The sequence below is a fragment of the uncultured Tateyamaria sp. genome (genome assembly GCF_947487805.1).
Taxonomy (GTDB): Bacteria; Pseudomonadota; Alphaproteobacteria; order Rhodobacterales; family Rhodobacteraceae; genus Tateyamaria.
This window is the reverse complement of the sequence record NZ_CANKXW010000003.1, coordinates 205,330-225,109: the sequence shown is the minus strand read 5'-3', so window position 1 is coordinate 225,109 and position 19,780 is coordinate 205,330. Positions and strand designations below refer to the sequence as shown.

The window sequence follows — 19,780 nt, the reverse complement described above, 5'->3', positions numbered from 1 at the left end:
CGAAGTGGCATGGCCCGCGCCGTTTGGCAAGCGGTGCCGCTGCGCCAGCGCGCCTGCACAACTTCTGCACAACCGGTCCGCACATCCGTGCACATGCGCTCGCCATACCGGCGCCCAGAACCATAAAACACGAGGGATCAAGTGATGAAGACAATGTGCATACGCGGTGTGCCGCTGGCCATGCAACAGGACGGATGGTGGCTGAGCGGACGGGAGACGGACGCCCCGCGCGCGCCCCGCGCCATCCAGCGGCGGCGGGATCTGGGCCTTGCCGCGCTTCTGGTGGCGCTGATCGCGTTGGCGGATGTGCTGGTATGGCACGTGATGCCGGGCCTCGCGCTGGCGGTACTGTCGCTGGCGGTGATGCTGGCCGGGTTGGGCGTGGCGTGGCCGGGGCTTGCGCCGCGCGTGCGGTGGGCCGTGGCGGCGGGCAGCGTGCTGACCGTGCTGCCGCTGGTCGAACTGGTGCAGCCGCTGTCACTGCTGGTGGCGGTGGCGGGCATGTCGGCGGTCTGTGCGGCCCTTGCGGGTCTTGGCCGCGCCGATCTGGTCCGTGGGGCGCTGCGGATATGGATGTGGGGCCCGGTGCAGACCGTGACCGACGCCGTCGCAGGCACGCGCCAACTGGGCCGGATCGAGGTGGGGTCCATGGACGCGCGGACGCTGGTGTCGGGATGGGCCCTGCCGTTGGGGGCCACGGCCCTCTTTGCGCTGCTGTTGATCGGGGCGAACCCGGTGCTGGATCAGGCCCTGTCGCGTCTGGGCGACCTGCGACTGCCCGCGCCGGATATGGGGCGCGTCTGGTTCTGGGGCATCTTTGGTGCCGCAGCCTGGCCCGTGCTGGTGGCCTGGCGGATGCGCGAACGGCTGCGCGCGCGCCGCCGCCCTCGGGCAACGGTGCGCCGCTCCGGCACCCTGATCAACGCCCAATCAGTGGCGCGGTCGCTGGTGGCGTTCAACGCGCTCTTTGCGGTGCAGACCGGGCTGGATGTGCTGTACCTCTATGGCGACGCGGCACTGCCCGAGGGGATCAGCCCGGCCGCCTATGCCCACCGTGGCGCCTATCCGCTGCTGGCAACCGCGCTACTAGCGGGGCTGTTTGCCGTGCTCGCGCGGCCCCATCTGGGCGCACGCCCCGTGGTACGGATGCTGATGATGCTGTGGCTGGCACAGACGCTTGCACTGGTCTTTGCCTCCGTCTGGCGGCTTGACCTTTATATCGATAGCTTCGGCCTCACCCGGCTGCGGCTTGCCGCCTATATCTGGATGGGCGTGGTCGCCGTGGGCCTTGGTATCACGGCGCAACAGATCTGGCAGGACCGCCCGACGACATGGATGACCACGCGCTGCGCGCTCCTTGGGGCGGTTGTCCTCTATGTCTGCACCTTCGTGAATTTTGATCACGCCGTGGCGCAGCACAACCTGACGAGTGACGTGCCCGAAGACCGCCGGATGTTGTGCGAACTCAGCGAAGGGGCGATGCCCGCCATCGAACGGCTGACCGGGATGGCGTCGCGTGATTACTGTGACCGGTACTATTTCCACCCGACACTCTTTCACCCGGCCGACTGGCGCGAATGGGGCTTTCGAAACTGGCGGGTGCGCAATAGCCTTGCGGCCATGACTGACCCGAACGGCCCTACACGATGACTGCGACGACACACTTGCTGGTCGTGGATGACGACCCCCAGATCCGCGCGGTCCTGCGCATCGGCCTGACCCAGGCGGGCCACCGCGTGACCGAGGCGGGCGACGGTGCCGAAGGGCTGGCCAAGGCGCAGTCGGGCCGCTTTGACCTGATCGTGCTCGACATCGGCCTGCCCGAGATGGACGGGCTGGCCCTGTGCCGTGCCCTGCGCGCCACTGACCAGACGCCGGTTCTGTTCCTGACCGCGCGGCAGGACGAGATTGACCGCGTGCTGGGATTTGAGATGGGCGGCGACGACTATGTGACCAAGCCGTTTTCCCCGCGCGAGTTGACCGCGCGTGTGGCCGCGATCCTCAAGCGGAGCCGGGGCACCCCGGCCCGTGACCAGATGCAGGCGCATGGTGTTCTGCGCATCGACCGGGCGCGGCATCTGTGCGAGGTGCGGGGCGTGCCCGTATCCCTGACCGCGCGCGAAATGGAGATCCTCGCCCACCTGATGGCCCATCCCGACCGGGTGGCCGCGCGCCCTGCGCTGACGGACGCGGTCTATGGCCCGCATGCGGGTGTGAGTGACCGGACCATGGACAGCCACTTGCGCAACCTGCGGGCCAAGCTGGCCGCAGCAGGCTGCGCCGACGCCATCGAAACCGTGCATGGGATCGGCATACGGATGGGTCCATGCGCGGGATCGTAAGGAAATGGCGTCCCCCGCTTGCCCTTGTCATCGGGGGCGCGTTGGTCGGGGTCTTTGCGCTGCCGCTTTTGGGCATCGTGCCCCTGCGTTTGTGGGGGAATGTGCTGGGTTGGGGCGAGGCCGTCTGGCTGGTCGTCGCGCTGGCACTTGCTGCGACCCTTGTGCTCGGGGTGCTGCTCTGGCGTCTGGTGTTGCGCCCGGTCTACGCGCTGACGGGCTACGCCCGCGCGGTCAAGGCTGGCCAATCCCCGGATGCGCCGACCCAGTTTGGCACGCCGGAGTTCAGCGCGCTGGCCGCCAGCGTGCAGGCCATGGGCGACAGCCTGCACAGCCGTGCCGAGGGCATGAAAGCCTATGCCGATCACGTCGCACATGAACTGACCTCGCCCCTGACCGCCATCCACGGCGCGGCCGAGCTGTTGGACAATGGCGCCACCGGCGCCGATGCCGCAGCACTCCGCCAGACCATCCGCGACGCGACGCTGCGGATGCGGGCGCTGCTGGATGATCTGGGCCACCACGCGCAGGCCGCCACCAGCTCTGGGCCGGGCACCTGCACGCTTGGGCACGTCGCTCGCGGCATCGACACTCCCCTACAGGTCACTGTGGCGCAGGACGGGGCAATCCCGCTCAGCGCGCAGGATCTGGCGACCATCCTGACCCAGCTGGCGCGCAACGCCGCCGAACACGGGGCCCGCACGCTGCGCATTGCGGCGACGGATGTGGGCCTGACTGTCGCGGACGATGGCGCAGGGATCAGCGCGGGCAACCGCGACCGCGTGTTCGACCCGTTCTTTACCACCCGCCGCGCGGATGGCGGCACCGGCATGGGCCTCAGCATCGTGCGCAGCCTCGTGCAGGCGCGCGGCGGGCGCATCACACTGGCCGACAGCAGCGCAGGTGCTGCTTTTGACATCACATTCGACTGATTGCGCGTTTGTTATTGCGAGTCATTCGCAACTTCCTTGACTTTCTGCGAATGACTCTCATATTCAATCTCATGAGCAAGACATCGTCTTTCCCTGTTTCCCGTCGCGCGGTCCTCGCTGGAATGGCCGCCATGGCCGCGACCCCGGCACTTGCCGCCGACCGGCTGAACATCGTGGCCTCCACCGGCATGATCGCCGACCTGACCCGCACCATAGGCGGCGACGCCGTGACGGTGCGCGGCCTGATGGGCGCGGGCGTTGACCCTCACGCCTACCGCCAGACCCGCAGCGATATCGTTGCCATGACCCGCGCCGACGCGGTCCTGTGGCACGGCCTCTATCTCGAGGCGCAGATGGAGGCGTTCTTTGCCGACCTCGCCCGCAAGCGCCCGGTGCACGCCATCGCCGACACGCTGGATCCTGCGCTGCTGCTGTCGCACGAGGATTACGCGGGCCGCTATGACCCGCATGTGTGGATGGACCCGGACCTGTGGGTGCAATGCGCGCCTGCGGTGGTCGAAGCGCTGTCCGACCTGCGCCCCGCCGCGCGCCCGCAATTCGAGGCGAACGCACAGGCCTTTGCGACCGAGGCCGCCGCACTTGCAACCTATTCCCGCGACGCGCTCAAGGCGGTCGCGCCTGACCGCCGTATCCTGCTGACCGCCCACGACGCCTTTGGCTATTTCGGCGCGGCCTATGGGTTTGACGTGCTGGGCATCCAGGGCATCTCGACCGAAAGCGAGGCGGGCCTGAACCGGATCGGCACGCTGGTCGACCTGCTGGTGGACCGCGATCTGCCCGCGGTGTTTGTCGAAACCTCCGTCTCGGACCGCAACATCCGCGCCCTGATCGAAGGGGCCGCGGCGCGCGGGCACGACGTACAGATCGGCGGCGCGCTCTTCTCCGACGCGATGGGGCCCGAGGGCACTTACGAAGGCACCTGGCTGGGCATGATCGACCACAACGTGACAACCATCGCCCGCGCACTGGGCGCGGATGTTCCCGCCGCCGGACGGCTGGGCAGATTGCAGGGGGCCGCATGACACTCGCATTGGTGCAGGACGACGCAAAACTGACCGAGGCCGCGCGCATGGCCAGCCCGCTGGCCGTGCGTGGCCTGACCGTATCCTATGGCCAGACGCCCGCGATCTTTTCCGTCGATGTCACCGTGCGCGCCGGGGCTATGACCGCCATTGTCGGCCCGAATGGGGCGGGCAAATCGACCCTGCTCAAGGCCGCGCTGGGCGTGATCACGCCGCTGGCGGGGACGGTCGCCATGCTGGGCCAGCCGCTGGACCGGATGCGCGACCGCATCGCCTATGTGCCGCAACGCGCCAGCGTGGACTGGGATTTCCCCACCCGCGTCATCGACGTGGTGCTGATGGGTATGTACCGCCAGCTGGGCCTGTTGGGCCGCGTGCGCGCCACGCACCGGGCCCAGGCGATGGCCTGCCTCGACCGCGTCGGCATGACCGACTTTGCCACCCGCCAGATCGGCCAGCTCTCCGGCGGCCAGCAACAACGCGTGTTCCTCGCCCGCGCACTGGCGCAAGAGGCGGATCTCTACGTGCTTGATGAACCCTTTGCCGGGGTCGACGCCGCCACCGAAAAGGCGATCATCGCCGTGCTGAAATCCCTGCGTGACGCGGGCCGGACAGTCGTGGCCGTGCATCACGATCTGGCCACTGTGCCGGACTACTTCGACGATGTCGTGCTGCTGAACACACAGGTCGTGGCCGCCGGGCCGGTGGCGCACGTCTTTACCGAGGACAACCTGCAAGCCACCTATGGCGGCCGCCTCACCACCGCGCGCGCCGATCCGGAAAGCGTGGCGGGCTAGGCCATGTGGGCCGACGCGCTGCTGTTGCAGCTGGGCTACAACGCCACGCTGGTCACCCTTGGCGCCGCCCTGCTGGGCATGGCGGCGGGGGTCGCGGGCACCTTCCTCTTTCTGCGCAAACGCGCGCTTGTCAGCGACGCGATCAGCCACGCGACCCTGCCGGGGGTGGGGCTGGCCTTTGTGGTGATGGTGGCGCTGGGCGGTGACGGGCGCGCGCTGCCGGGGCTGCTGTTGGGTGCTGCGCTGTCGGCGGCGCTGGGCCTTTTGTGCGTACAGTGGCTGACCGCACGGACCCGGCTGGGCGAGGATGCGGCCATCGGGGCGGTGCTGTCGGTCTTCTTTGGCCTCGGCGTCGTCATCCTCACCGTGATCCAGACCATGAACACCGGGCGGCAGGCGGGCCTCGAAGGGTTCCTTCTGGGGTCCACCGCGGGAATGCTGCGCGGGGATGCGATCCTGCTGGCGGCCTCGGCGGCGCTGGTGCTGGCGCTGGTCGTGCTCTTGCGCAGGCCGTTGACGCTGGCGGCCTTTGACCCCGGATACGCGCAGGCGACGGGCTGGTCGCTGGCGCGCGTCGATCTGGCGATGATGGGTGTGGTGCTGGTGGTCACGGTCGTGGGCCTCAAGGTGGTGGGCCTGATCCTGATCGTGGCCCTTCTGATTGTCCCGGCGGTTACAGCGCGGTTCTGGACCGAACGGGCCGACCGCGTGGTGTGGATCGCGGGCGCGGTTGGTGGGGTGTCGGGCTATGTCGGTGCGGCGCTGTCGGCGGTGGCGCCGGCCCTGCCCACGGGGCCGATCATCGTGCTGGTAGGCTTTGGCCTGTTTCTCGCGTCGCTCCTCTTTTCGCCCGGACGCGGGGTGCTGGCCTCCGTGCTGATGCACCGGCGCTACCAACGGCGCGTGCACATGCGGCAGGGCCTTTTGGCGCTGGCCCAGGGCCAACCGATATTCGAGGCGCTCACCCGCCGCCTTTTGCACCGCGCCGGCCTGATCCTGCCCGACGGGGTCGCCACCGCCGAAGGGCAGGCCGCCGCGGCCAAGGCGCTGCTGGATGAAACCCGCTGGTCCATCGTGCGCCGCGACCAAAGCTTTGCCGTGGCCGCCTCCCGCTATGACGGCCTCACCCCGATCGAAGACGTGCTGACCCAGGACCAACTGCGCGCGGTGGACGCCCGCATCGACGCACCACAGGTGGTGGCATGATGGGGGCCGAATTCGTCGCTTTGTCGCTGCCGCCGATCCTGATCGGGATCTGCGTCGCCGTGGCCTGCGCGCTGCCGGGGAACTTCCTGCTGCTGCGGCGTCAGGCGCTGATCGGTGACGCGATCAGCCACGTTGTCCTGCCGGGCATCGTGGTGGCGTTTCTGGTGACCGGCGCCGTGGCCACCGGCCCGATGCTGATTGGTGCCGCCGGGGCGGCCATCGCGGCAGTAGTGGTCATCGACGTCATACGCCGTCTGGGCCGGATCGAATCCGGTGCCGCCATGGGGGTCGTGTTCACCGCGATGTTTGCCGCCGGTGTGCTGCTGCTGGAACGGTCGGACACCTCGAACGTGCATCTCGACGTCGAACACGCGCTCTTTGGCAATCTGGAAAGCCTGATCTGGCTGGATGCCACCGGCTGGGCCTCACTGCTGGACCCGGCGGCACTGGCGGGCCTGCCTGTGGAACTGCCCCGTATGGCGCTGGCCCTGCTGGTGGTGGCGCTGTTCCTCTTCGTGTTCTGGCGCCCCCTCGCGATGTCCACCTTTGACGAAGGGTTCGCGCGCGGCATGGGCCTGCGCACCGGGCCACTGGGGCTTGCACTGGTGGTGGTGTCGGCGATCGCGGCTGTCGCAGCCTTTGACGCGGTGGGGTCGATCATCGTGATTGCGATGTTCATCTGCCCGGCGGCGGCGGCGCGGATGATGACCAACAGGCTGGGCCGACAGGTCGCGTGGTCGGCGGGCTTTGCCGCGCTGTCGGCCATCGTCGGTTACGTGCTCGCAGGCTATGGCCCGCTCTGGGTCGGGGCCTCCGCCTCGGTCAGCGCGGCGGGCATGATCGCCACCGTGTCGGGCCTGATCCTCGCCCTTGCCGCCATCGCCGGACCGCACCGCAAAGCGGTGCAGTGACGCGCCTAGTATGTCGGGTGGAACTTGCCCGCAGGGGACAGGGTAAAGATCTCGGCCCCATCCTCGGTCACACCGACCGAATGTTCGAACTGTGCCGACAGCGACTTGTCGCGGGTCACAGCCGTCCAGTCATCAGCCAGCGTCTTGGTCTCGGGACGGCCCAGGTTCACCATCGGTTCGATGGTAAAGAACATGCCCGGCTCCAGCACCGCGCCGGTGCCCGGACGGCCATAGTGGAGCACGTTGGGCGGCGCGTGAAACACCCGGCCCAGCCCGTGGCCGCAGAAGTCCCGGACGACGGACATGCGGTGGCTCTCGACATAGCCCTGAATGGCGTGGCCGATGTCACCAAAGGTGTTGCCCGGCTTGACCGCCTCGATGCCCAGCATCAGCGCGTCATGGGTGATCTCGATCAGCCGCTCGGCCTTGCGCGGCAGCTTGCCCGCCACATACATCCGGCTTGTGTCGCCGAACCAGCCGTCCACAATCACCGTCACGTCGATGTTCAGGATGTCGCCGTCCTTCAGGACCTTGTCGCCGGGAATACCGTGACACACCACGTGGTTCACACTGATGCAGCTGGCGTGCTTGTAGCCCTTGTAGCCGATGGTGGCAGACGTGGCCCCGGCCTCTTCGACCATTTCGGTGATGCGGCGGTCGATGGCGCCAGTGGTCTGGCCGGGAAACACCAGCGGTGCCATCGCGTCGAGGATCTCGGCGGCGAGGCGTCCAGCGGCGTGCATACCGGCAAAGTCGGCGTCGTCATAAATGCGAATGCCATCCTTGGTCAGGCGGCCGCGGGTTTCGTGGTTCAAGGTCTGCTCCATCAGCAAAATGCGTCCGACACTATACTGCACTGCGGCGAAAAGGACCAGTCAAGCCTGTGTGTTGACCGGAATGGGCGCGGCCACAGTCACTCCATCAGGCGAAATATGGGTGCCAAGGCACAGGGTTTCCACCCCCGCGCCAGACGCGTGCGCATAGGCCGCAGCATAGGCAGGGTCGATATCGGCCGCGAGCGCAAAGCGGTCGCAATCCGTGCGCTGCACCAGATACAGCATCACGGCCCAGTGCCCGGCCTGCGCCACGCGCGCCAGTTCCCCCAGATGCTTGGCCCCGCGTGCGGTCACACTGTCGGGAAATTCGGCCAGCCCCGGCGTGCGCGACAAAGTCACGGATTTGACCTCCACATAGGCATCGGGCAACCCGTCCCCCTGCAACAGGAAATCGATCCGGCTGTTTTCGCCGTATTTCTGCTCGGGGCGCACAGTGGTGTAGCCGTCAAATCCCGGCACCACCCCGGCCTCGAACGCCGCGCGCAGGGCGCGGTTGGGCACGGATGTGTCGACACCGGTAAAATGGCCCCCGCCATGCTCCACCAGCCGCCAGCCGAATTTCAGTTTCTTCTTGGGGTCGTCGTTCGGCTCCAGCCAGATGCGCATACCCGGCTCGGCCAGCCCCATCATCGAACCTGGGTTCGCGCAATGCGCCACCACCTCGCGCCCGTCCGCCAGCGTGCAGTCGGCCAGAAACCGTTTATAGCGGCGGATCAGCGTGGCGGGGACAAGTTCGGTTTGAAAGCGCATGGGCGCAGCCCTATACCGTGGCAGGCCCTGCACACAAGGAGGCCCGCAATGCCCAACCCCACCGCCGCCATGCTCGTCATCGGAGACGAGATCCTGTCAGGCCGCACCCGCGACGCCAATATGCACTATCTTGCAGGCCAACTGACCGAAGCCGGGATCGACCTGCGCGAAGTCCGGGTCGTCAGCGATGACCAACCCGCCATTGTGGCCGCGGTGCGGGCGCTGTCGGCGGCCTATGATACGGTGTTCACCTCCGGCGGCATCGGCCCCACCCATGATGACATCACCGCCGACTGCATTGCCGCGGCCTTTGACGCGCCAATCGACGTGCGCGCCGATGCCCGCGCCCTGCTCGAGGCGCATTACGCCAAATCCGGGCTGGAGCTGAACGCGGCCCGCCTGCGCATGGCCCGCATCCCCGACGGCGCGACCCTGATCGACAACCCCGTGTCCACCGCGCCGGGCTTTACCATGGGCAACGTGCACGTGATGGCGGGGGTGCCGTCGGTGTTTCAGGCGATGGTGGCCAGCGTCCTGCCGACGCTCACCGGGGGCGACCCGCTGGTGTCGCGCACCGTCCGCATCGACCGGGGCGAGGGCGACATCGCGGGGCCCTTGGGCGAACTGGCCGGCGCGTATCCAGACCTCAGCATCGGGTCCTACCCGTTCCAGAAAGACGGCAAATACGGCGCCAATGTCGTGATCCGCGGCACGGATGCTGCCATGGTCGACACCTGCGTGGCCGCGCTGAACGCCCACTTTCCCGCATGACGATGCCTGCGGCCTTCTACGCCGCACTTGACGGCACATGGCCTGCCGCGCGGCGCATCACGCTGGCCGATTGGACCCTGCGTATCGGTGAGGGCGGCGGCAAACGTGTATCGGCGGCCACCGCGAACGCACCCGGCGCGGATATCCAGACGGCCGAAACCGCCATGCGCGACCACGGGCAACCGCCTCTCTTTATGGTCAAACCGGGCGAGGACGCGCTGGATCAGGCGCTGGCCGCGCGTGGCTATGACATCGTGGACCCGACCAACGGCTATATCGCGCCGGTCGAAACCCTCACCAATATCCCGATCCCCCGCGTGACCGCCTTTGCCATCTGGGAACCGCTCGCCATCATGGAAGAAATCTGGGCCAAGGGCGGCATCGGCCCCGCGCGGCTGGCCACCATGGCCCGCGCGGAAACAAAGACCGCCATCCTCGCCCGCTGGAACGAAAAGCCCGCAGGGGTGGGGTTCGTGGCCCTGCACGACGGCATCGCCATGGTCCACGCGGTCGAGGTGCTGGCCCACCAGCGCAGGCAGGGCGTCGCCCAATGGATCATGCGCCGCGCCGCAGTCTGGGCGCACGAAAACGGCGCACATTCCATCGCCCTTCTGACGACGGCGAACAATGTCGCGGCAAATGCGCTCTACCAAGGCTTGGGTTTTCAGCCCATTGGCGGCTATCATTACCGGGCACAGCCGCAACAGACGTGACCGACACCGCCATGACAGACCAGCCCACCGCCCTCGATCTGCCCATGGTCGACCCACTGCCCGCACAGACGCAGAAATATTTCGACATCTGTCAGGACCGGCTTGGCATGGTGCCCAACGTCCTCAAGGCGCACGCTTTTGACATCGACAAGCTGAACGCCTTCACCGGCCTCTACAACGACCTGATGCTCGCCGACAGCGGCCTGACCAAACTGGAACGCGAGATGGTCGCCGTCGTGGTCAGCGCCACGAACCGCTGCCACTACTGCCTGACAGCGCACGGGGCGGCGGTGCGGCAACTGTCCGGTGATCCCGCACTGGGTGAGGCGCTGGTCATGAACTGGCGCGTCGCTGACGTCACCCCGCGCCAACGCGCGATGCTGGCCTTTGCCGAACGGGTGACGCTGGCCTCCGCCCAGATCGAGGAGGCCGACAGGCAGGCGCTGCGCGACCAGGGCATCAGCGACCGCGACATCTGGGACCTGATCAACGTGGCCGCGTTCTTCAACATGTCCAACCGGGTGGCCAGCGCGACCGGCATGGTGCCCAACCCCGAATACCACGCGCAGGCCCGCTAGCATCGTGGGGCGCACGGCACGGAACTGCGCGGCGCTGCTCTTGGCCGTGATCTGCGGCCCGGTGGCGGCGCTGCAATTCTCCCTGCCGCCCAACGCACGTGAAACCGCCGCCCGCGACAGCGCGCTGGAACAGGTGTCGCTGCCCGTCGGTCCCTTTGCCGACGGGGCCCTACCCACCCGCATCATCGAAGGCCCGGTACAGCGCCGCGCCTACCGCATCTCGACCGGGGGGCTGACGCCGCTGCAAATCGTGGCCCCCTTGCGCGACCAACTGGCGGCGGCAGGCTATGACGTGCTCCTGGATTGCGCCGATGTGCACTGCGGCGGGTTCGACTTCCGCTTTTCAACAGAGGTGCTGCCCGCGCCCAACATGTTCGTCAACATCCGCGCCTTTCACGTGATCAGTGCCCTGCACCCCGACACCGGCACCGCCGTCTCGGTGATCGGCAGCACGGCGGCCGGGGCGGCCTACCTCCAGATCGTGCAGGTGGGTGAAGATGTCGAGGCGCCCGCACCCGCACCGGCGGCACCATTGCCCGTGGATCCGGTGACCAAGGCCGATCTGACTGCGCAACTGCTTCAATCGGGATCGGTGGTACTGGACAGCCTCGATTTCGCCGTGGGCACCACGGCCCTGGCCGACCCCGACACGCCGGAACTGGCCGCCTTGGCAGCCCTACTGGAAACGCGGCCGGGCCTGCAAATCGCGCTGGTGGGTCACACGGATACGGTGGGCGCGCTAGAGGCCAACATATCTGTCTCGCGCGCCCGTGCGCAGGCAGTGCGCGACGCGCTGATCACGCAATATGGCGCAAACCCCGACCGGATCGAGGCCGAGGGCATGGGATATCTGTCCCCCGTGGCGACCAACCTGACCCCCGAGGGCCGCGAGGCCAACCGTCGGGTCGAAGTGATCGTCGTGCGCGAAAACGACCCGAACTGACGGGCGATAGGCCCTGCATTGCCATGTCGACCCTCGGCAAAGAAAAACCCCGATGCGCAAGGCATCGGGGCAGGTCAACCGAGGGGAGGTTGGTTGGGAGAGTGTTACCAGTCCGCCGGGCCCTTTTCGGCGAAGGCATGGACCAGGAAATCAATGAACGCGCGGACCTTGGGCTGGGTGAACCGACCCGGCGGGTACACGGCGTAGATGCCTTGGGTCTCCATGGGCAGCTCGGGGATCGCATCCTCGACCAAACCCTGTTCCATGGCATCCGAGTATAGAAAGCTCGGCAGATAGGCGATGCCCAGACCCGAGATCGCGGCATTGAGCAGGGATTGCCCGTCATTCACGCTCAGCCAGCCGGCGGTGCGGACCTGACGCTTTTCACCCGAGGGCGCGGTCAGTTTCCAGACATTGCCAGACGACTGGTTGGAATAGTGCAGCAGCTTGTGCTCGTTCAGATCGTCGATCTTTTCGGGGCGGCCGTATTTTTCGAAATAGGCGGGGCTCGCGATCATCCGCTTGGTGGTTTCGGTCAGCTTGCGGGCCCGCAGGGTGCTGTCTTCCAGCTCTCCGATGCGCACGGCCATGTCGAACCCTTCGGAAATCAACTCAACATAGCGGTTGTTCAGCACCATGTTGACCGTGATGTCCGGGAAATCGGCGAGGAATTCCGACAGGCGCGGCGACAGGTGGTTGACGCCAAAATCCGTCGCAACCGAGATACGCAAGAGGCCCGAGGGCGCCGATTGCATCGAGGTGACAAGCGAATCCGCTTCGCCCGCATCATTCAGAACGCGGCGGGCACGGTCGTAATAGGCCAGACCAATCTCGGTCGGGCTGACCCGACGGGTGGTGCGGTTCAGCAGCCGTGCGCCCAGACGGGCCTCCAGCGACGACACGTGTTTGGACACGGCGGACTTGGAAATGCCCATCTTCTTTGCGGCGTCGGTAAAGCCACCTTGGTCCACGACCGTGGCAAATGCTTCCATTTCAGTGAGGCGGTCCATGCCCGTCCCTTTCAATCATGCGGTTCGAGGATCAGGTATCGACCTCAAACACGGCACAATCAGGGCAGGGGTGGGATAATACTGGGGTGATTGATGGGATCGTTCATGGCATGGAAACGACCCCGTGCCGCTCAGGCGGCGGTGTCACGGCTCCAGTCGCGGAAGGTTTCGGCCTCGTCCGCCAGCGGGGCCGCGTCGTCCCCGCCAATCAGCAGGAACCCGAAACCCGGCGTGTTCCACCGCGCGATGTCCAGCCCCTCGGCGGCCCCCATGCTCAGCGGTTTGCCCTCCGGACCGGCCGCAATGATGCACAGCGCCACCGGCGTCCCGTCGTCGCGCAGATAGGCGATCTGGACCAGCGGCTTGCCGTTGAACCCCAGCACCTGCGCGCGTTTGAACGTCAAACTCTGCGCCACCGGCAACCCGCGCAGATCCAAGCCCAGCGCGTCCGACACCCGCGCTAGCTGCACCTCCGCCTCCTGCGGCGAGGGCGTGGCACCGTCCAGCGTGGCCGTCGTGTAAAGCGCCTGATAGCTGGCGACAAAGGACACCCAGCCGCGCTGCTGCGGCTCGGGCGTGCCAAATCCGGTGAACACCGCCACCGCCAGACCCGCGGCCAGACCAGAGCCAAAGAGGGCCGCCCCCTTGGCCCACAACCCGCGCGGGCGCGGGGGGGCGGGCGCATCCATCTCGAATGCCGGCATCGCAGGTGCCGTGGCCAGCAGGGCGTCATAGGCCTCGACTATCGGGGCCAGCGGCAAATCCAGCGCCGCCATCCGTTCGGCCAGTGCGGCGTCTGTTTCCAACGCGGCCTCAATCGCGGCATGCAGCGCGTCGTCCGCCTCTCCATCCAGAAAGGCGGTCAGATCTTCGTCTGTGAACTGGCGCGCGTCCGTCATGTCACCCTTGCCTGCATCTCGGCCATCTCCGTATTCAGCCGTTTGCGTGCGGCTGCAAGACGGCTCATCACCGTGCCGATCGGGATCTCCATGACCTCGGCGGCTTCCTTGTAACTGAACCCCTCGACATAGACGAGCACAACGGCCTGACGCTGCGCCTCCGGCAGGGAGTTCACCTTGTTCAACACTTCACGTGCAAAAATATTCACTTCCGTGTCAGGAGATTTGTCCGCGATGTCGATCTCCTCGACCGGCACCAGCCCGCCACCGGTGCGCACCTTGCGCGACCGCAACTCGTTCAGCCAGATGCGCTGGGCCATGCGGAACATCCAGCGGTCCAGATGGGTGCCGGGCTCGAACTGTTCGGCCTTGTCCAGTGCGCGCACACAGGTGGTCTGGATCAGATCATCTGCCCAATCCCTGCGCCCGGTCAGCGACATCGCGTATCGCCACAGGCGCGGGTACACCTCTGGCAGGCCCTCGCGCACGATACGGATCGATTGGTGTCTGGAGGCTGGGATGGGATTGGTCCTGCAATTGTCGTCGCGCTGCGGCAAAAGGAACACGAACGCAGCACCCTCACAATGAAATAATTCGTCAACTATGTGACAGTGGGCGTCAGATCCACTTCAGCCAACGCATCACCGCGACCGCCGCCACCGTCAGGGCAACAAGGCCCGCACTCAGCGCGGCAAAGGCCCAAGGGCTGTCGAGGCCCGGCATCCCGCCCACATTCACGCCAAAAAGGCCGGTGACAAATCCCAGCGGCAGGAACACCGCGGCCACGATCGACAGCACATACCCGTTGTGCCCCTGTTTCAGCGCCGCCTGCGCGGTGTGGTGGTCCTGCACCGCCGTCATGCGGGCAATCAACGCCTCCAGCTCTTCGACCGCCAGCTTGGCAAGGTTCGCCTGCTCGCGCAGCAGGTCGCGCTGGGTCTGCGTCATCAGCGGGCTGTCCGTGCCCACCAGCGCCACCAGCGCATCGCGCTGCGGGGCGAGGTAACGGCGCAGCCGGATCGCCATGCGCCGCTCCTCGGCCAGATCGGCAGGCAGCGGCGCGTCATCGTCCTGTACGCTGTCCTCCATCGCATCGATGCGCGCGCTCAGATCAAAGACACTGTCCTGCACCCGGCCCATCAGCCGCCCGGCCAGCGCAGTAACAAAGGCCATCGGCGTGGCGGGGGCGTGACCGGTCTCGGCCTCCTGCCGCAGCGCATCCAGCGCGAACACCCTTCGCATGCGCACGGACACAACCCGGTCCGCCGTGACCCACAGGCGCACGGCCACCATCTGGTCCAGCGGCCCGTCCGCGTTCAGGTTCACACCCCGCAGGTTCAGGATCAGCCCGTCGCCAAACCGGTCACAGCGCGGGCGCGTCTCCGGCGCGGTCAGCGCGGCGGCCGGGATCTCGGGCACATGTGCTGCCAGAAACGCAGGCAGGTCCGCATCGGTCAGATCGAAATGGGTCCACCGATACCCTGCCAAGGGCAGGGGGCCATCTGCCGCCGGGGCGGCAGAGGCGTCGGTGATATCAAAGGCACAAAGCGTCATGTCCCGACGCTATCCGCAGGCATGCGGCCTAGGCAACGCCCGCATGGACCAGTGCCGCGTCGACCTTGGCCTTGGTCTCGTCCGAAAGGCTGGTCAGCGGCAGGCGCACTTCGTCCGAACACAGGCCCAGACGCGACATCGCGTATTTCGCGCCTACCAGACCGGGCTCCATGAAAATCGCCTTGTGCAGCGGCATCACCTTGTCCTGGATCTCGAGCGCGGTGGCATAATCGCCCGCAAGGCACGCGGCCTGCATCTGCGCCAGCAGCTTGGGCACCACATTCGCCGTGACCGAGATACAGCCGACGCCGCCCTGGGCGTTGAACCCGTGGGCCGTGGCGTCCTCGCCCGACAGCTGGATAAAGTCCGGCCCGCAGGCCATACGCTGATCGCAGACACGCGCCAGATCACCCGTTGCGTCCTTGACACCCACGATCCGGGGCAGGGCCGCCAGCGCGCCCATCGTGTCGGGCGTCATGTCGATCACGGACCGGCCGGGGATGTTGTAGATGATGATCGGGATATCGGCACAATCATGCAGCGCGGTGAAATGCGCGATCAGGCCCCTCTGTGTGGGCTTGTTGTAATAGGGTGTGACGACCAGCGCGGCATCGGCGCCCACACGTTCGGCGAACTGCACGAAACGGATCGCCTCGACCGTGTTGTTCGACCCCGCGCCCGCAATCACCGGCACCCGGCCCGCGGTCGCCTTGACCACGGTTTCGATCACGGTCTCGTGCTCTTCATGGGTCAGGGTCGGGCTTTCGCCGGTGGTGCCGACGGGCACAAATCCGTTTGTGCCTTCACCAATATGCCACTCGACCAGCTTCTTGAGGCATTCCAGATCCAAAGCGCCGTTACGAAACGGCGTGACGAGGGCAGGCATAGAACCTTTAAACATTCTCACGCTCCTTTTTTACGTGTGGCAGGCAGAGGGCCTGGGATGAAATGGCATATTTCCTGATCGTGAGTTGAAACGTCACAGGACGGCCATATGCTCAGAGGCTCTAGCCCCGCAGGACAAGGAATTGCAAGAGATGAGCCGGATTGCCCTCGCCCTCGTGGTGCTTTTTCTGACTGCTGTGGCCTCTTTGGCCGAACGGCCCCGCCCCTTGGGCTGGGCGATGGATGCGCTGCGCGGCGGGGACTGGGCCACGGCGGCCCGGCTGGCGGCGCGCGACGGGCCGGTGGCGGCGGATGTCATCGAATGGCAACGCCTGCGCGCCGGGCGCGGGACCTATGCCGAGGTGACGGATTTCATCGACCGGCGCCCCGACTGGCCTGGCCTTGCACTGATGCGCCGCAAATCCGAACCGGCAGTGGCCGAGGCCGGGTCCGCGGCGGTGCTGGCCTTCTATGCCGAACAGGGCCCGCAAACGGCGCAGGGCGCGCTGGACTATGCCGCCGCGCAAATCGCGCAAGGCAATGCGGGTGACGCCGAGGCGACGCTAGTGCTGGCATGGCGATCGATGCGTATGTCGGCGGGCACCCATGATCTGTTCCTGTCGCGCCACGCCGATCTGATCGCGCCGCACCATGCCGCGCGCCTTGAGGCGATGCTGTGGGACCGCGCGGGCGCGGATGCCGCACGGATGCTGCCGCTGGTGCCCGAGGGTCCGGCGGCACTGGCCCGTGCGCGGCTGGCACTCCAGTCCCTGTCGGACGCCGTTGACGCCCGCATCGATGCGGTGCCGGCCGCGCTGGCGCAGGATCCCGGTCTGGCCCACGACCGGTTCGAATGGCGCATCCGCAAGGGGCGCTGGGCCGATGCCAAGGCGCTGCTGCGCGAAAGGTCGCGTTCGATCGAGGCGCTGGGCCAGCCCGGCGCATGGTCCAACCGCCGCCGCGCCATGGCGCGGGACGAGATGCGCGACGGCGACCCGGCCCTGGCCTATCAACTGGCTGCACGGCATTTCCTGACCGAAGGGTCGCATTACGCCGACCTCGAATGGCTGGCCGGGTTCATTGCCCTGCGGCAACTGGATGACCCCGAACTGGCGCTTGAGCATTTCCAGAACCACCGCGCCGCCATCGCCTCGCCAATCTCGCGTGGGCGGGCGGGCTACTGGATCGGGCGCGCGCACGAGGCGGCGGGTCAGCCAGACGCCGCGCAGGCCTCCTATGCCGACGGGGCGCAGTTCCAGACGACATTCTACGGGCTGCTCGCCGCTGAACGCGGCGGGCTGCCTGTCGATCCCGACCTGGACGGGGCCGAGACATTCGAGGATTGGCGCACCTCCGACCTTGCGCGGCGCGACCTCTTCGAGGCGGGCCTGCTGCTGCAAGCCTCGGGCGAGCTGAGCCTCGCCGAACGGTTCTGGACCCACCTCGCCGAAGACCTCGACCGCGACACCGCGGGTCAGCTGGGGCAGGCCGCCATCGACGCGGGCCAGCCGCATTTGGCCGTGATGATCGGCAAACGCGTGGCACAGCGCGGCATCACCCTGCACGCGCCCTATTATGCGCTCCACCCGCTGGCGCAGGCCGACCTGCCCATGGCGCCCGAAATGTCGCTGGCCATCGCCCGACGCGAAAGCGAATTTGACCCGGTCGTACAATCGGGCGTCGGCGCGCGCGGGCTGATGCAGATCATGCCCGCCACCGCCGCCGAGGTGGCCGGTGACCTTGGCCGCAGCGCCGAACACAGCACCGCGCGGCTCACCTCCGATCCTGTCTACAATGCCGAACTGGGGTCCGAGTTCCTCAGCCAGCTGGCGGGGCGGTTCGACGGCAACGTGGTGATGATGTCCGCGGCCTATAACGCAGGCCCCAGCCGCCCGATCCGCTGGATGGACCTCTATGGCGATCCGCGCGGGCAGGGCGAGGATGCGCTGGTCGACTGGATCGAATTCATCCCCTTCCGCGAAACCCGCAACTATGTGATGCGCGTCACCGAAAGCCTGCCCATCTACCGCGCCCGGCTGGGCGGCGATGCGCTGCCGGTGCCGTTTTCGCAGGAACTGGGCGGCTCAACCCTGCTGCCGTTCGCGCCACAGGGTGAATAGCCCTGCGCCCACGATGATCAGCGCGCCGATCACCACGTTGATCTCCAACACCTCGCCAAAGACGGCGAGGCCCACAAGGGCGGCAAACACCATCTGGAAATAGGCAAACGGCTGCACCGCGCTCGCCTCCGCCACCTCGTAGGTGCGAATAAGCAGCCAGTGCCCCGACGCCCCCGTCAGGCACAGCGCGCCCATCCACAACCAATCGCCCGCACTCATCGGCTCCCAAAACCATACGCCCACGCAGGTCATCGCGACCGCGCCCACCGTGCCCGTCCAAAAGAACGAGGTCGCCGTGCTGTCATCCCGCGCGACATAGCGCGTCAGCAGGCCATAGACCGCGAACATCACCGCCGAGGCCAGCGGGATCACCGCCGCCGGGTCGAACACGCCCAGACCGGGCTTCAGGATGAACAGAACGCCCACGAACCCCACACCAATCGCCGCCCAGCGTCGCCAGCCCACATGCTCGCCCAGGATCGGCCCCGACAGCGCGGCCACCAGCAGCGGATAGGCGGCAAAGACCGCGTGGCTCTCTACCAGCCCCAGAATGGTGAAGGCGGTGACCATGACACAGATCTCGGCGGCCAGCAGCAGCCCGCGCAGCCCCTGCACAACCGGCTGGCTTGTGCGCGCCGCCGCCCGCAGCCCGCCCGCCTTGCGCCCCGCAATCGTGATGACAAAGGCCGCAAAGAACCAGTACCGGATCATCACCACCATAAAGACGTTGTATTCCCCCGCCAGATGCCGCGAAATCCCGTCCTGACTGGCAAAGACAACCGACACCGCGATCATCAGCGCAATGCCCAGCCGCGTGTTGTTGCCCTGGCTCATCCCAAAACCGCCCGCGTCATGTGCCGCTTGCGACCAAAGCCCGGCCCGCGCGTGACGGTGAACCCGGCGTCCTCAAGGCCCCGGCGCACGAACCCCGCGGCCGTGTAGGTGGCCGCTGTCCCCGCGGGGACAGTGTGCGCCGCAACCTGCCCCATCAGGTCCGCGCCCCACAATTCAGGGTTTTTCGCAGGCGAAAACCCGTCCAGAAACCACGCATCGGCGCGACCCGGCCAACCCGGCAGGGCCTCACGCGCATCACCGTGGATCACCGTCAATTCTGCGTCGTCAAATGTGGCCGACCCGCCACCCGCTGCCAGAAAAGGGGCGGCCAGCCCTGCCACCTCGGGAAAGGCGGCAAGCGCGCGGGCCATCGCGTCCGGCTCCATCGGATAGGCCTCGAAACTCGTGAAACGAAACCGCCCCGCTACGCCCGCATCCCGCCACGCGGCCCACGCCGTCAGGAAATTGAGGCCCGTGCCAAAGCCAAGCTCCGCAATATGGAACCCGTCCCGAAACCGCGCGGGCAGGTCATTGCCGTCCAGAAACACATGCCGCGTCTCGGCCAGCCCATTGTCGAGGCTGAAATACGGGTCGTCAAACCGCGTGGACACCGGCACGCCACTGTCGCGCCATTCAAGCTCTGCGTGCTGGTCCTGCAT

21 protein-coding genes are annotated in these 19,780 nt (G+C 67.1%); 12 read left to right on the top strand and 9 right to left on the bottom strand.

All coding sequences use genetic code 11. The features are described 5' to 3' along the window. The first annotated feature begins 144 nt into the window (after nucleotides 1–144). The 7 genes from Q0949_RS10470 to Q0949_RS10440 all read left to right on the top strand — a co-directional run bounded on the left by Q0949_RS10470 (nucleotide 145) and on the right by Q0949_RS10440 (nucleotide 7,228). Nucleotides 145–1,650: a DUF4153 domain-containing protein gene (locus Q0949_RS10470; protein WP_299371385.1), complete on the top strand. Its 1,506-nt coding sequence runs from the start codon at nucleotides 145–147 to the stop codon at nucleotides 1,648–1,650. Then, the gene (locus tag Q0949_RS10465) at nucleotides 1,647–2,342 is read left to right on the top strand and encodes a response regulator transcription factor (protein WP_299371382.1); all 696 of its coding nucleotides are present in this window, start codon (nucleotides 1,647–1,649) and stop codon (nucleotides 2,340–2,342) included. The genes Q0949_RS10470 and Q0949_RS10465 overlap by 4 nt, the downstream gene beginning before the upstream one ends. Then, entirely contained in the window at nucleotides 2,327–3,271 is a 945-nt protein-coding gene (locus Q0949_RS10460; RefSeq protein WP_299371379.1) for a HAMP domain-containing sensor histidine kinase, read from the top strand. Before Q0949_RS10465 ends, Q0949_RS10460 begins: the two co-directional genes overlap by 16 nt. 131 nt (nucleotides 3,272–3,402) lie before the next feature. Further along, nucleotides 3,403–4,314 carry a zinc ABC transporter substrate-binding protein gene (locus tag Q0949_RS10455; protein WP_299371376.1) on the top strand — a complete coding sequence of 304 codons (912 nt, stop codon included), beginning with the start codon at nucleotides 3,403–3,405 and terminating at the stop codon, nucleotides 4,312–4,314. Then, the gene (locus Q0949_RS10450) at nucleotides 4,311–5,111 is read left to right on the top strand and encodes a metal ABC transporter ATP-binding protein (protein ID WP_299371373.1); all 801 of its coding nucleotides are present in this window, start codon (nucleotides 4,311–4,313) and stop codon (nucleotides 5,109–5,111) included. Before Q0949_RS10455 ends, Q0949_RS10450 begins: the two co-directional genes overlap by 4 nt. Nucleotides 5,112–5,114: 3 nt before the next feature. Then, on the top strand, nucleotides 5,115–6,317 hold the full coding sequence (locus Q0949_RS10445) for a metal ABC transporter permease (RefSeq protein ID WP_299371370.1): 1,203 nt from the start codon (nucleotides 5,115–5,117) through the stop codon (nucleotides 6,315–6,317). After that, the gene (locus tag Q0949_RS10440; RefSeq protein ID WP_299371368.1) at nucleotides 6,314–7,228 is read left to right on the top strand and encodes a metal ABC transporter permease; all 915 of its coding nucleotides are present in this window, start codon (nucleotides 6,314–6,316) and stop codon (nucleotides 7,226–7,228) included. Before Q0949_RS10445 ends, Q0949_RS10440 begins: the two co-directional genes overlap by 4 nt. 5 nt (nucleotides 7,229–7,233) lie before the next feature. Here Q0949_RS10440 and map read toward each other — a convergent pair whose 3' ends face one another. Then, a complete protein-coding gene (map, locus tag Q0949_RS10435; RefSeq protein ID WP_299371365.1) occupies nucleotides 7,234–8,055 on the bottom strand; it encodes a type I methionyl aminopeptidase in 822 nt (273 codons plus the stop codon). Between the two features lie 48 nt (nucleotides 8,056–8,103). Continuing rightward, nucleotides 8,104–8,814, bottom strand: coding sequence for a DNA/RNA nuclease SfsA (gene sfsA, locus Q0949_RS10430; RefSeq protein ID WP_299371362.1), 711 nt, complete (start codon nucleotides 8,812–8,814; stop codon nucleotides 8,104–8,106). A 48-nt stretch (nucleotides 8,815–8,862) separates the two neighbouring features. On the opposite strand from sfsA, the gene Q0949_RS10425 reads away from it, so the two are divergent. From Q0949_RS10425 to Q0949_RS10410, 4 genes are read left to right on the top strand one after another with little or no spacing between them, the layout of a single operon-like run. Continuing rightward, nucleotides 8,863–9,585, top strand: a complete 723-nt coding sequence (locus tag Q0949_RS10425) for a molybdopterin-binding protein (RefSeq protein WP_299371359.1) — start codon at nucleotides 8,863–8,865, stop codon at nucleotides 9,583–9,585. Then, on the top strand, nucleotides 9,582–10,298 hold the full coding sequence (locus Q0949_RS10420; protein ID WP_299371358.1) for a GNAT family N-acetyltransferase: 717 nt from the start codon (nucleotides 9,582–9,584) through the stop codon (nucleotides 10,296–10,298). The genes Q0949_RS10425 and Q0949_RS10420 overlap by 4 nt, the downstream gene beginning before the upstream one ends. A gap of 11 nt (nucleotides 10,299–10,309) precedes the next feature. Then, entirely contained in the window at nucleotides 10,310–10,876 is a 567-nt protein-coding gene (locus Q0949_RS10415) for a peroxidase-related enzyme (protein WP_299371356.1), read from the top strand. Between the two features lie 4 nt (nucleotides 10,877–10,880). Further along, the gene (locus Q0949_RS10410) at nucleotides 10,881–11,819 is read left to right on the top strand and encodes an OmpA family protein (RefSeq protein WP_299371354.1); all 939 of its coding nucleotides are present in this window, start codon (nucleotides 10,881–10,883) and stop codon (nucleotides 11,817–11,819) included. A 104-nt stretch (nucleotides 11,820–11,923) separates the two neighbouring features. On the opposite strand, the gene Q0949_RS10405 is transcribed toward Q0949_RS10410, so the two are convergent. The 5 genes from Q0949_RS10405 to dapA all read right to left on the bottom strand — a co-directional run bounded on the left by Q0949_RS10405 (nucleotide 11,924) and on the right by dapA (nucleotide 16,183). Beyond that, on the bottom strand, nucleotides 11,924–12,829 hold the full coding sequence (locus Q0949_RS10405) for a LysR family transcriptional regulator (protein WP_299371352.1): 906 nt from the start codon (nucleotides 12,827–12,829) through the stop codon (nucleotides 11,924–11,926). Nucleotides 12,830–12,960: 131 nt separating this feature from the next. Then, nucleotides 12,961–13,728, bottom strand: a complete 768-nt coding sequence (locus Q0949_RS10400) for a hypothetical protein (protein WP_299371350.1) — start codon at nucleotides 13,726–13,728, stop codon at nucleotides 12,961–12,963. After that, nucleotides 13,725–14,294 carry an RNA polymerase sigma factor gene (locus Q0949_RS10395; protein ID WP_299371348.1) on the bottom strand — a complete coding sequence of 190 codons (570 nt, stop codon included), beginning with the start codon at nucleotides 14,292–14,294 and terminating at the stop codon, nucleotides 13,725–13,727. The genes Q0949_RS10400 and Q0949_RS10395 overlap by 4 nt, the downstream gene beginning before the upstream one ends. A gap of 52 nt (nucleotides 14,295–14,346) precedes the next feature. Continuing rightward, on the bottom strand, nucleotides 14,347–15,282 hold the full coding sequence (locus Q0949_RS10390) for a CorA family divalent cation transporter (RefSeq protein WP_299371346.1): 936 nt from the start codon (nucleotides 15,280–15,282) through the stop codon (nucleotides 14,347–14,349). A 28-nt stretch (nucleotides 15,283–15,310) separates the two neighbouring features. Further along, nucleotides 15,311–16,183 carry a 4-hydroxy-tetrahydrodipicolinate synthase gene (gene dapA, locus Q0949_RS10385; RefSeq protein ID WP_299371344.1) on the bottom strand — a complete coding sequence of 291 codons (873 nt, stop codon included), beginning with the start codon at nucleotides 16,181–16,183 and terminating at the stop codon, nucleotides 15,311–15,313. Nucleotides 16,184–16,319: 136 nt separating this feature from the next. Between dapA and Q0949_RS10380 the strand changes: the two genes are divergently transcribed. Continuing rightward, nucleotides 16,320–18,287, top strand: coding sequence for a lytic transglycosylase domain-containing protein (locus tag Q0949_RS10380; RefSeq protein WP_299371342.1), 1,968 nt, complete (start codon nucleotides 16,320–16,322; stop codon nucleotides 18,285–18,287). On the opposite strand, the gene Q0949_RS10375 is transcribed toward Q0949_RS10380, so the two are convergent. After that, complete coding sequence (locus tag Q0949_RS10375) at nucleotides 18,252–19,121, bottom strand: DMT family transporter (RefSeq protein ID WP_299371340.1); 870 nt, start codon at nucleotides 19,119–19,121, stop codon at nucleotides 18,252–18,254. The genes Q0949_RS10380 and Q0949_RS10375 overlap by 36 nt on opposite strands. Beyond that, the gene (gene mnmD / locus Q0949_RS10370) at nucleotides 19,118–19,780 is read right to left on the bottom strand and encodes a tRNA (5-methylaminomethyl-2-thiouridine)(34)-methyltransferase MnmD (protein ID WP_299371338.1); all 663 of its coding nucleotides are present in this window, start codon (nucleotides 19,778–19,780) and stop codon (nucleotides 19,118–19,120) included. The genes Q0949_RS10375 and mnmD overlap by 4 nt, the downstream gene beginning before the upstream one ends.